Genomic DNA, 11,854 nt, shown 5'->3' on the forward strand with positions numbered 1-11,854 from the left:
ATCCGACGGGGTACAAGGCCCGGCACGGCCGATGGAACAGGTCGCGTCGTCGTGGGTGATCGGCCGGAGCGGGGAGGGTGCATGGGCTCGGCCCTGGAGGGCGCGGACAGTCTGCCCGGTACCCCCGGGCAGGTGTCGCCGCTGCTCGCCGCCGCCTTCACCGGCGGGGGCGAGATGGGTCGCCGGCTGGGCGGGTACGACTGGACCACCAGCGGGGTCGGTGCCCCCGGCCAGTGGCCGTCGGCGCTGCGCCACACGATCGGCATGCTGCTCTCCTCGGGCGCCCAGATAGTGCTGTTCTGGGGGCCGGAGCATCTCGCCTTCTACAACGACGCCTACCTGCCCACCATCGGTGACAAGCACCCCGGGGCGATCGGGCAGCCGGCCCGCGTCTGGTGGACGGAGACCTGGGAGGTGCTCGGGTCGTTGCTCGACGGGGTCCGTCGCAGCGGCCGGTCCTACCAGGCCCGGGACCATCCCTTCCTGCTGGACCGGTACGGCTTCCTGGAGGACGTCTACTTCGACGTCTCGTACGACCCGATCCTCAGCGACGACGGCACTGTCGACGGGGTGCTCTGTCTGGTCAACGAGACCACCGGTCGGGTGCTGGGGGAGCGTCGACTGCGGGCGCTTGCCGAGTTGGGCGCCGCGCTGGCCGAGGGCGGTAGCGGCGCGGAGCTGGGCCGGGCCACCGCCGACGTGCTCGACCGGCACCGGGCGGACGTACCCTTCGGATTTGTCTGTCTGCGTGCCGAGTACGGCGCGGTGACCCTGGACGGGGTCAGTGGCCTGGACGCGGCCCACCCGGTCCGCTTCGACCCGGCCGACCTGGTGCGCCGGGTCGAATCCGGTGGTGCCACCACCGTCGCGGTGGCCGACCTGCTCGACGTGGTCCCCGCCGACGCCGCCGAGCAGGCCATGGTGCTGCCGATCACGGCCACCAACGAGCTGGTCGGCGTGCTGGTGGTGGGGGTGGCCCGCCGGTTGCCGCTCGGCGACGACTACCGGAACTTCTTCGACCTGGTGGCCGCGCAGGTCTCCGGGGCCGCCGGCCGGCAGCGGGTGTACGAGCAGGAGCGGGCCCGGGCCGCCGAGCTGGCCGCGCTGGACCGTGCCAAGACCAACTTCTTCGCCAACGTCAGCCACGAGTTCCGCACCCCGCTGACCCTGGTGCTGGGGCCGCTGGAGGAGCTGCTCGCCGACACCCACCTCGACGCGGCGCACACCGAGCGGCTCACCATGATGCACCGCAACGCGCTGCGGCTGCTCAAGCTGGTCAACACGGTGCTCGACTTCTCCCGCCTGGAGTCCGGCCGGTTGACCGCCCGCTACCAGCCCACCGACCTGGCCGACTACACCGCCCGACTGGCCAGCACGTTCCGTTCGGCGACCGACCGGGCCGGCCTGCGGCTGGTGGTGGACTGCCCACCGCTGCCCGCGCCGGTCTTCGTCGACCGGGACATGTGGGAGAAGGTCGTCCTCAACCTGGTCTCCAACGCGGTGAAGTTCACCTTCGACGGCGAGATCCGGGTCCGGATGCGGGCGGTGGACGGCACCGCCCGGCTGGAGGTCGTCGACACCGGCGTGGGGATCGCCGAGAGCGAGCTGCCGCAGGTCTTCGAGCGTTTCCACCGGGTGCCGGGGGTCCGGTCCCGGACCCACGAGGGCACCGGCATCGGGCTCGCCCTGGTGCGGGAGCTGGTCGAGATGCACGGTGGTGAGGTCGCCGTGCACAGCCGGGTCGAGCAGGGCAGCACCTTCACCGTCAGCCTTCCGTTCGGCGCCGGTCACCTGCCCGCCGAGCAGGTGGCGGCGACGACCGCGCTGCCCACCGGCGAGCCGGAGCAGGCCCGGCTCTGGGCCGCCGAGACCCTGCTCTGGACCAGCGCGGACCGGTCGGCGTCGGCGACCTCCGCCAGCGGCCCGACCGGGATGGCCGACGGATCGACCGGAGCCGGTGCCGGCGCGCCGGCCGGCCGGATCCTGGTCGTCGACGACAACGTGGACCTGCGCGAGCACGTCACCCGGCTGCTGCGACCGGACTGGGAGGTGGTGGCCGCGGCCGACGGCGTCGAGGCGCTCGCCCAGGCCACCCGTATCCCGTTCGACCTGGTGCTCACCGACGTGATGATGCCCCGCCTGGACGGCTTCGGGCTGGTCACCGCGCTGCGGGCCGATCCGCGTACCCGGCACGTGCCGATCGTGCTGCTCTCCGCCCGGGCCGGGTCGGCCGAGGCGGTCGCCGGCCTCTCCGTCGGTGCCGACGACTACCTGACCAAGCCCTTCTCCGGGCAGGAGCTGATCGCCCGGGTCCGGGCCAACGTCGAGCTGGGGCAGCTGCGTGGGCAGATCATCCGGCGGCTGCGCGCGCTGGCCGACGCGGCGGTCGCGGTCAACACCGCCCGGTCCACCGCGGACGTGCTGCGGATCGCCGCCCGGCACGCGCTCGGTTTCGCCGAGGCGGCCCGGGTCGTCGTCGCCACCCCCGAGGCCCGGTTCGAGGCCGACGGCGGTGGCCGGGCGGCCGAGCCGCCCACCGTGCTGCCGCTGACCGGCACCACCGACGAGCAGCTCGGCGAGCTGCGGGTCTGGCACCGCGACAGCGCCGGCACCGACACCGACCAGGCGGCCCTGGCCGAGCTGGCCCGGCTGGTCGGGGTACGCCTGGAGAACGCCCAGCTCTACGAGGCCGAGCACCGGATCGCCACCACGTTGCAGCACAGCCTGCTGCCCCGGTCGCTGCCGCAACTGCCCGGCGCGGTGATCGCCAGCCGCTACCTGCCCGGCACCGCCGACGTCGAGGTCGGCGGCGACTGGTACGACGTGATCGGGATGGCCGACGACGAACTCGTCCTGGCCATCGGCGACGTGGTCGGCAAGGGCGTGCGCGCCGCCGCCGCCATGGGCCAGCTGCGCAACGCGCTGCGGGCGTACGTCATGGAGGGCTTCGACCCCGGTGTGGCGTTGACCCGGCTGAACCGGCTGGTCGGTTCCACCGAGAGCCGCTCGTTCGCCACCGTGTTCTGTCTCTGGTTCTCCCCACGCACCGGTCGGCTGCGGTACGCCAGCGCCGGGCACCCGTCCCCGCTGCTGATCCGAGGAGACGACGTGGCGTTCCTGCATGACCGGGCGCTCGGTCCGCCCGTCGGCGCGATACCGGGCACCGTCTACCGCACCGTCGAGGGGGAGTTGGCCACGGGCAGCCGGCTGCTGCTCTACACCGACGGTCTGATCGAGGACCGGCAGATCGGCATCGACGCCGCGCTGGACCAGCTCCGGGTCGACGCGAGCAGCCGGAGCGAGCACGTCGCCGACCTGGTCGACACGGTGGTGGAACGGGTCGGCACCCGGCGACGCCGCGACGACGTGGCGGTGCTGGCGCTGCAGGCCACCGAGTTGAACCGGTTCACCCTGCGCCTGCCGGCCGAGCCGACCCGGTTGAGCGTGCTGCGCAAGCGGCTGGAGGACTTCCTGGTCGCCCACGACGTGGGCGAGACCGACCTGTTCGACCTGACCGTGGCGGTCTCCGAGGCCGCCGCGAACGCGATCGAGCACCCGGTCGCCCCGAACGACCCGACGATCAGCGTGGAGGTGACCATCGTCGACCGCACGGTGGTGGCCACGGTGCGCGACAGCGGGCAGTGGCGGGAGTCCACCGGCGCCGGTTTCCGGGGCCGGGGCCTGTCGCTGATCAGGGCGCTCGGTGAGCTGTCGGTCCGGCGTACTCCGACCGGCACGGAGCTGACCCTGCGCCGGCAGCTCCAACCCTGACCGGCCGCCGCCGGTGGGACGGCCCGCGACCGGCGGAGCGCGGCCCGCGGCCGGCGATCAGCCCCCGCTCAGGCCGGTGGTGCGGCCAGCCAGGCCTGCCCGGAGAGGCCGGAGATCTCCAGGATCCGGCTGACCTGACGCGAGGGCAGCACGGTGAGGGTGGTGGGGAAGCGCTGGGCGAGCTGGACCACGGCGTGGATCGCCGCCGAGTCGAAGAAGGTCACCGCCCGCAGGTCCAGGGTGACCCGCTCGGCGGGCTCGCGCAGGGCGGTGTGCAGCATGTCGTCGGCGGTCATCATGTCGACCTCGCCGCTGACCACGACGCTCAGGTGGTCGCCGTCGAGCTCGGCGCTGGCCGTGAAGACGGGAGATGGCCCCGCTTGATCCACGGTCCCACCTTGGCACAGCGGGCAGCACGGGGCAACAACCCGACCCCGGCCGCCGGTGACGGTCGTCACCACGGTGGCCGGCGATAGGCTTACCGCATGACCGTCCGTGCGCCGCTCACCCCTGGCACGCTCTCCCCGTGGCGGGCGGTTCCCGCCCACATCGTCCGCCCCGAGTACGTGGGCCGCAAGAGTCCGAGCCAGTGGCGCGGCTCGCACGTGCAGACACCCGAGACGATCGAGCGGATGCGGGTCGCCGGTCGGCTCGCCGCCCAGGCCACCCAGCTCGCCGGCGAGCACTGCAAACCCGGGGTGACCACCGACGAGATCGACCGGGTGGTGCACGAGTTCCTCTGCGACCACGGCGCGTACCCGTCGACGCTGGGCTACAAGGGCTTTCCGAAGTCCTGCTGCACCAGCCTCAACGAGGTGATCTGCCACGGCATCCCGGACTCCACCGTGCTGCACGACGGCGACATCATCAACGTCGACGTGACCGCGTACCTCGACGGGGTGCACGGCGACACCGACGCCACCTTCTGCGTCGGCGAGGTCAGCGAGGAGGCCCGGCTGCTGGTGGAGCGCACCCACGAGGCGATGATGCGGGGCATCCGGGCGGTGGCCCCGGGCCGGCAGATCAACGTCATCGGCCGGGTCATCGAGTCGTACGCCAAGCGGTTCGGCTACGGCGTGGTCCGGGACTTCACCGGCCACGGCATCGGCGAGGCCTTCCACAGCGGGCTCTACGTGCCGCACTACGACAGCCCGCGCCCCACCGACATCATGGAGCCGGGGATGACCTTCACCATCGAGCCGATGATCACCCTGGGCACCTACCAGTACGACACCTGGGACGACGGCTGGACGGTGGTGACCAAGGACCGCAGGTGGACCGCGCAGTTCGAGCACACGATCGTGGTGACCGACAGCGGCCACGAGATCCTCACCCTGCCGTGACCGACACCCCCGCCGCGCTGCGTGAGGCGCACCACGCGGACGTCTCCGGCGGCTGGCTGCGGCCGGCGGTGTTCGGGGCGATGGACGGCCTGGTCACCAACATCGCCCTGATCGCGGGCGTGGGCGGTGGCGGGGTCTCGCCGCGCAGCATCGTGCTCACCGGCACCGCCGGCCTGGTCGCCGGGGCGATCTCGATGGGGCTGGGGGAGTACACCAGCGTCCGCTCGGCCAACGAGCAGGTGGCCGCCGAGGTCGCCAAGGAACGCCGCGAGCTGGAACGGCACCCCGAGACGGAGGCCCGGGAGCTGGCCGACATCTGGGTCGCCCGGGGACTGCCCCGGGAGCTGGCGACCCAGGTCGCCGACACGCTCGCGCGCAACCCCGACGAGGCGCTGCGGGTGCACGTCCGGGAGGAGTTGGGCGTCGACCCGGACGACCAGCCCAGCCCCTGGGCGGCGGCGATCTCGTCGTTCCTGTTCTTCTCGATCGGGGCGCTCGTGCCGCTGCTGAGCTACCTGCTCGGTTTCACCAGCCTCTGGTTGGCGCTCGGCATCGGTGGGGTGGGGCTCTTCGCCGCCGGGGCGATCGTGGCCCGGTTCACCAACCGACCCTGGTGGACCAGCGGCCTGCGGCAGCTCCTGCTCGGCGCGGCGGCAGCCGCCGCCACCTACCTGGTAGGCGCCCTCATCGGCATCCAAGGCCTGTAAGGAAGGGCCCCCTGTTAACGCATTCGGTAGAGAAGGGTTCCCCTCTCACCGGCCCCGCGAGCCGGGGGCGGCAGGTGGCGGCGCGGTGAGGCAGGGGCGGCAGGTGTCAGCGGCCCCGTGGCCCGGGGACGTCAGGGGGTGGTGAGTAGTTCGTCCACGGTGCCGTCGACGGGACGGCCCCGGGCGGCCAGCTCCTCGGCCTGCCGGGCCAGCACCGCGCCCACCTCGATCATGTCCGCGCCGGCCAGACCGGTACGCCGGACCGCGTCCCCGGGATCGCGGAAGTAGGTCCGGGTCAGCAGCCCGGTCACCGTCGCCGCCACCAGCCGGGCCTCGGCGAGCATCAACAGCGCCTGGTCGGTCTCGTACCACTCGGCCAACCGGGCGGCTCGGGCGTGCGCGGCACAGCCCCGGTACCACGCCTGCCGGGCGGCGGTGCTGAACTCGACGGGTCGGGCCCGGGCCAGCTGGGCGAGGTGCTCGTCGCGCAGGCGGGGCAGCCAGCCCGACGGGTCGTACAGTTCCCGGGTGGTGACGTACCGGTCGGCGGTCAACGGCCAGAGCGGGGTCAGCAGCCGGGCCTGGCGCAGGTACTCGTCGGCGCCGACGACGGTCAGGTCGACCAGGATGCCGTCCACCCGGCTGACCGCCGGCAGTGGACCGGTACCCGGGCGGTAGGTGACCACCAGCAGACCCGCCTCGGCGTCGCCACCGCCGTCGTCGTCGGTGTGCGCCAACGGCCCGTGTACGGCGACCGCGAGCACCTCGGCCGGAAACCGCCGCCGGACCTCCTCGGCGACCTGCCCGGCGACCCGCCACCGGGCATCCGTCGGGCGGCTGTCACCGGTCCGGTGGTCCGGATCTGCCTCGCCCGCCGGCAGCCGGTCGGCTCCGGTCGGGGTGGCCGTCTCCTGCCCCGTCTCCATGCCGTACCGCCCTCAGCTCGTCGCTCCGCCACACGCTAAACGACCGGAGTGGCGGGGCGAGGCGGTCAGGCGGACCCGGGTGGAATCGGGGTCAGGCGGAAGATGCGGATCTCCCGGCCGCCGGCCCGCCGCACGTACGTCTGGTACGCCGGCCACTCGGCGATCAGCAGCCGCCACAGCCGGTCACGTTCGGCGCCGGTGGCCAGGGTCGCGTGCACCGGGAACCGACGGCCCCCGACGGCCACCTCGGCGGCCGGCTGGGCGAGCAGGTTCAACGACCAGGCGGGCTGGTGCGGCTGCCCCCAGTTCGACCCGATCACCACGTACGCGTCGCCGTCGGACACGTACAGCAGGGGGTTGCTGCGGGGCTGCCCGGAGCGGCGGCCGGTGGTGGTGATGATCAGGGACGGCAGCAGACCGAGCGCCACCACCCGACCACTGGTGAGTCGACCCATCAGGCGGTCGGCCGGGACGAGCAGGCGGACGGCGGCACCGAACCAACGGTGGTGCCCCAACCGGCGGGTGAGCGTTGCCATCATGGACACCCGCCCAGTCTGCCGGCTCGCCGCCGGTCGGGACAACGCGGCGGTTCGGGTTCGCCCGCGCTCCGCGACCGCCGGGCCGGCACCGCGGTGTAACGATCACAGGCGGTTGGTGAGAGGGGGTCCCCTCTCTACCGTAAGCGTTAACAGGGGGCCCTTCCTTACCCTGCGGGGGGCGGGTGATCAGTCCAGCCGCCGTTCCACGGGCAGCCGGGAACGGGTGAACAGGGCCGCGCCGAGCATCGCCACCAGCGGCACCACGAGCAGGACACCGAGGGCCTTGCCGGGTACGACCAGCGGATAGTCGGGTTCGATCGGCCAGGTGGTGGCGTACCGCCGGTTGGTCGAGACGAGAATGATCACGGCTGCGACGAGGCCGGCGAGAATGCCGAGGGCGGTGCCGATTCCGGAGATCACCCCGGCCTGGCAGAGGGCGAGCAGCCGGCGTACCCCCGGACTGGCCCCGACCGCCGCGAGGGTGGAGAGGTCCGCGCGACCCTCTGCGGCGGCCAGCCCGGTGGCGACGCCGGCGGCCCCCACGGTGACCACCGCGGCGGCCGCCGCGAGCAGCAGCAGGATCGGCTCGCCGGCGTCGACGGGCGGGGGCCGTTCCAGTACGACCCGGGTCTGGCCGGCCCGGGTCAGGTCGGCCCTGAACCGCTGCTGCTGCGTCGCGCTCGGCGGGTTCTCCGGCACGACGACCCAGCCGACGCGGACGGCGACCACACCCAGCTTCCGGGCCGCCGCCGGGGAGAGCAGCAGCCGGCTCGCGGTGTCACCACCCACCACCGCGTACCCGGCAACGGTCACGGTCCTGGTCGGCTGCGCGCCGGTGGGGCCGGCGCCGGTCGGCTGCGCGCCGGTGGGGCCGGCGCCGGTCTGCTCCGTGCCGGTGGGGCCGGCGCCGGTCGGCTCCGTGCCGGTGGGTCCGGTGGGCCGACCGGCGGTGGGTCCGGTCTGCTCGGGGGGGTAGGCCCGGATGGTCAGGTGGCCGTCGTGCAGGTACCGGGGGTCGGTGACCACCGCACCGCCGGCCCGCAGCACCGCCCGGGCGGCCGCCACCTCGGCCGGGTCACCGCCGGTGAGCACCGGCACCGACGTACCGTCGTCGAGCAGCGTCGCCGGTGGGGAGCCGTAGTGCAGCCAGGACGGCCCGAGGCAACGCGGGTCGGCGCGGGCCCGGCGCTGGTCGGCCGCGCCGAGGTTGTCCCCGGCCTGGTAGGGGCAGGCCCGTCCGGCCGGCAGCACCACCTCGACCGAGCAGAACCGCACCGGCCCGCCGGCCGGGCCGCAGTCCGGCTGGTCGAGCGGGGCCACCGTGTCGGTGTGCAGGTGGGTGCGGGCCGGACCGAGGACCTGATCGCGGGTCAACCAGCCGTCGGGGCGGGCGCCGGTGGCCGGGTCGGGCCGGTGGACGAGGACCTGGCCCGGCGGGCCGGTCGGTTGCAACAGGGCCAGGTCGCGGGCGTTGCTGCTGGCCAGGTAGCTGCCGAGGGTGACACTGCCGGCCACCGCCGCCATCACCGCGGAGATGGCCGGGGCGGCGGAGGAGCGGTTCCGGCTGGCGTCGCGCAGCGCGATCCGGGGGGCCAGCGGCAGCACCCGGCCGGCGCGGGCCAGGACACCCAGCAGGGTCGGGGTACAACAGACCAGGCCCAGCTCGCCGAGAACCAGGCCGGTGAGGATCAGGGTGGTCCGGGTCGTCACGGCCCCGGCGGCGGCCGTACCGGCCCCACCCACGGTGAGTACCACGCCGATCAGCAGCCACCGTCGGCGGTGCGGCGGTGCGGTGCGCCGTCCCGCCAGGCCGGCGACCACGTCCTGGCGGGCGGCGGTCCAGGCCGGGGTCAGCGCCGCCAGCACCCCGGCCAGCACCGCCACGGCGGCGGTCAGCGCCAGCGCCGCGGGCCAGCAGCGGTACCCGCCGAACCGGGACTGGAAGAGGTACTGCTCGGTCAGGGGTCGGGCGGCGAACGCGACGGCGACGCCCAGGACGACCCCGGCCAGCGCGCCGGCGCAGCCCAGCACCACCCCGTCGGCAAGCACGATCCGACGCAGGTGCCGGGGGTCACCACCGGCGACCGCGACCAGCGCGAGGTCGCGCCGTCGGCGGCGTACCCCGACCGCGAACGCCGGCCCGACGAGCAGCACCACCTCCAGCAGACCCAACCCACCGACGAGTACGGCGTCACCGACGTCGGTGGGGCTGACCGCCGTCGGCGGTTCCTGGTGGGGCCAGCGGGTACCGGGCAACGGCTGCCGGGCGGAGACCAGGAAACCGTGCTGGTTGAGCCGGGCCACCAGGTCGGCGTCGGGTGGTACGGGCAGGTCCACCAGCCAGAGCCGCTCCTGCTCGACCAGCTCCCCCGGTGCCGCGCCGGGGTGCAGGGCGAACAGCGGACCCAGGTCGTCGGCGAACTCGACCGTCGCGACCACGGTGAACGTCTGACCGTTGCCGGTGATCCGGTCGCCGAGGTCCACGCCCAGGGCACGTCGGGCGGCCGCACTGGCCCCGATCTCGGCGGCTCCGGTCGGGGCCCGCCCGGCGAGCAGCCGGGCCGGTCCCCGGGCGAGCGGATCGGCGAGGTCGACCGCGCGGGCCTGGAACTCGTCGATCCGCCCGTCGAACTCGACGGTGAGGTTCAGCCACCGACCCACCTGGCTGGCCCGGCTGCCCGCCGGAAGCAGGTCGGTAACCTGCGCCGTGGACGGTGGCCGGTGCGGGTCGTCGACCTCGTGGGTTTGCTGCCAGTCGTACCCCCACTCGTCCTGCTCCAGCGGGCCGCCGGTGTACCAGCGCAGTTCCAGGTCCGCGCTGCCCAGGCGGCGACCGTTGGCCTCGGCCGGGGTCAGCTCCGCCATGTCCACGCTGGCCGCGACGAAGCTCAGCACCAGGACCGGCAGTGTGATCATCGCGAACACCAGCGCGGTACGGCCCCGCGCGCGCACCGCCTCCCGGCGGGCGATCCGCAGCGCCGCCCGCCAGGAACCGACCGTCCCGGACCACCGCCGTCCACCGACGGGACTCCCACCCGGCTGCCGGTCCTCGGCCGCGGACCCACCCGGCTGCCGGTCGCCCGCCGGGATCACCTACCGCTGCCGGTCAGCAACTGCTCGACGCCGGGCAGCGGAGCCGTCGAGTCCACCATGACCCCGTCGCGGAGGAAGACCACCCGGTCGGCCCAGCCGGCGTGCCGGGCCTCGTGGGTGACCAGCACGCCGGCGGCACCGGCGTCCACCCGACGACGCAGCAGTCGCAGCACCGCCTCCCCGGTCTGCGAGTCCAGCGCCCCGGTCGGCTCGTCGGCCAGCACCAGCCGGCGTTCGCCGACCAGCGCCCGGGCGATCGCCACCCGCTGCTGCTGACCGCCGGAGAGCTGGTCCGGGAACCGGTCACCCAGCTCCGCCAGGCCCACCTCGGTCAACGCCTCGGCGGCCAGTCGGCGGGCCTGCCGGACCCGGCTGCCGTCCAGCTCCAGCGGCAGCGCCACGTTCTCCACCGCGGTCAGGCTGCCGAGCAGGTTCAGGTGCTGGAAGATGTAGCCGATCCGGCGACGGCGTACCTGGGCCAACCGCCGGCGGTCCAGCAGGTGCAGTTGGTGTCCCTCGACGCGTACCTCGCCGGCGGTGGGGCTGTCCAGGCCGCCGGCCAGCGCCAACAGGCTGGACTTGCCGGAGCCGGAGGGGCCCATCACGGCGACCAGCTCACCCGGACGCACAGCCAGGCTGACCCCGCGTAGCGCCCGGACGGCCGCCGCGCCGGCACCGTGGGTCCGGTGGACGTCCCGCAGGTCGAGTACCGGGTCGGCCGGTCCACTCACCGGAGCCGGCTCCCCGCTCGCCGCCACGCCCGCCTCACGGCCGCGCCTCCTGTCCGATCCGGTGCGGCACCTCGCCGTCGGCGTCCCGGCCGGTCCGGTCCTGTTCCGCCGTCGGGCGGCCGGTCCAATCCTGGCCCGTCGGGCGGCTGATCTGGTCGTGTTCGGCCGCTGACGGTGGCCGGTCCACCGTCGGGCCCCGGTCGACCGGCCGGTACCGCAGCAGGCTGGTCTCGCAGTGGTCCAGCCAGCGGATCTCCGCCTCGGCCTGGAACACCATCGAGTCCAGCACCAGCCGCCACGGCAGGTCCTCCGGTCGGTCGCTGGCGTACTTCAACCGGGTCAGCTCCTGCAGGGTGCGCATGGTCGCGCCGCGCTGGTTCTGCACCACCGAGCGGACGTCCACCCCCGGGGTGGTCAGCGCCAGGGCCAGCTTGATCGCCAACTCGTCACGGGGCCGGTCGGTACGGCTGATCGGGGTGGCGAACCACAGCGCCAGGTCCGCCCGTCCGGCGTCGGTGATCTCGTACGGCCGCTGGCCGGCGTCGCTCTCCGGCAGCGGTCGGACCAACCCGTCCCGTTCCAGCCGGGCCAGCGTGGTGTAGACCTGCCCGATGTTGAGCGGCCAGGTCGAGCCGGTCGACTCCTCGAACGCGGCACGCAGCTGGTAGCCGTACATCTGGCCGCGTTCGAGCAGGGCGAGCAGCCCGTGACGGATGGACATGGCAACGGAGTATGCATACCTGG

Annotated in this window: 9 protein-coding genes; 3 read left to right on the forward strand and 6 right to left on the reverse strand. The window is 74.1% G+C overall.

Annotated elements, in window-relative coordinates; all coding sequences use genetic code 11:
• Nucleotides 1-81 precede the first annotated feature (81 nt).
• Nucleotides 82-3,771, forward strand: a complete 3,690-nt coding sequence (locus tag ACN28G_RS04435; protein WP_421478478.1) for a SpoIIE family protein phosphatase — start codon at nt 82-84, stop codon at nt 3,769-3,771.
• A gap of 68 nt (nt 3,772-3,839) precedes the next feature.
• Here the strand turns inward: ACN28G_RS04435 and ACN28G_RS04440 are convergent, their stop codons facing one another.
• Nucleotides 3,840-4,160 (reverse strand): STAS domain-containing protein, encoded by a 321-nt coding sequence (locus ACN28G_RS04440; RefSeq protein ID WP_091435549.1) that lies wholly within the window; start codon nt 4,158-4,160, stop codon nt 3,840-3,842.
• A 96-nt stretch (nt 4,161-4,256) separates the two neighbouring features.
• Here ACN28G_RS04440 and map point away from each other — a divergent pair, with 96 nt between their 5' ends.
• Both map and ACN28G_RS04450 read left to right on the forward strand, forming a co-directional pair.
• Nucleotides 4,257-5,114 carry a type I methionyl aminopeptidase gene (gene map, locus ACN28G_RS04445; RefSeq protein WP_421478480.1) on the forward strand — a complete coding sequence of 286 codons (858 nt, stop codon included), beginning with the start codon at nt 4,257-4,259 and terminating at the stop codon, nt 5,112-5,114.
• The gene (locus tag ACN28G_RS04450) at nt 5,111-5,821 is read left to right on the forward strand and encodes a VIT1/CCC1 transporter family protein (RefSeq protein ID WP_091435551.1); all 711 of its coding nucleotides are present in this window, start codon (nt 5,111-5,113) and stop codon (nt 5,819-5,821) included. Before map ends, ACN28G_RS04450 begins: the two co-directional genes overlap by 4 nt.
• A 131-nt stretch (nt 5,822-5,952) precedes the next feature.
• Here ACN28G_RS04450 and ACN28G_RS04455 read toward each other — a convergent pair whose 3' ends face one another.
• The 5 genes from ACN28G_RS04455 to ACN28G_RS04475 all read right to left on the reverse strand — a co-directional run bounded on the left by ACN28G_RS04455 (nt 5,953) and on the right by ACN28G_RS04475 (nt 11,831).
• A complete protein-coding gene (locus ACN28G_RS04455; RefSeq protein ID WP_421478481.1) occupies nt 5,953-6,747 on the reverse strand; it encodes a nucleotidyltransferase domain-containing protein in 795 nt (264 codons plus the stop codon).
• Between the two features lie 65 nt (nt 6,748-6,812).
• A complete protein-coding gene (locus tag ACN28G_RS04460; protein ID WP_421480856.1) occupies nt 6,813-7,286 on the reverse strand; it encodes a nitroreductase/quinone reductase family protein in 474 nt (157 codons plus the stop codon).
• Between the two features lie 186 nt (nt 7,287-7,472).
• The gene (locus tag ACN28G_RS04465) at nt 7,473-10,379 is read right to left on the reverse strand and encodes an FtsX-like permease family protein (RefSeq protein WP_421478482.1); all 2,907 of its coding nucleotides are present in this window, start codon (nt 10,377-10,379) and stop codon (nt 7,473-7,475) included.
• Complete coding sequence (locus tag ACN28G_RS04470; protein ID WP_091435553.1) at nt 10,376-11,110, reverse strand: ABC transporter ATP-binding protein; 735 nt, start codon at nt 11,108-11,110, stop codon at nt 10,376-10,378. The genes ACN28G_RS04465 and ACN28G_RS04470 overlap by 4 nt, the downstream gene beginning before the upstream one ends.
• Nucleotides 11,111-11,144: 34 nt before the next feature.
• A complete protein-coding gene (locus tag ACN28G_RS04475; RefSeq protein WP_421478484.1) occupies nt 11,145-11,831 on the reverse strand; it encodes a PadR family transcriptional regulator in 687 nt (228 codons plus the stop codon).
• Nucleotides 11,832-11,854: the final 23 nt, after the last annotated feature.

It is taken from the genome of Micromonospora sp. WMMA1923, from assembly GCF_049179195.1.
GTDB lineage: Bacteria > Actinomycetota > Actinomycetes > Mycobacteriales > Micromonosporaceae > Micromonospora > Micromonospora yangpuensis.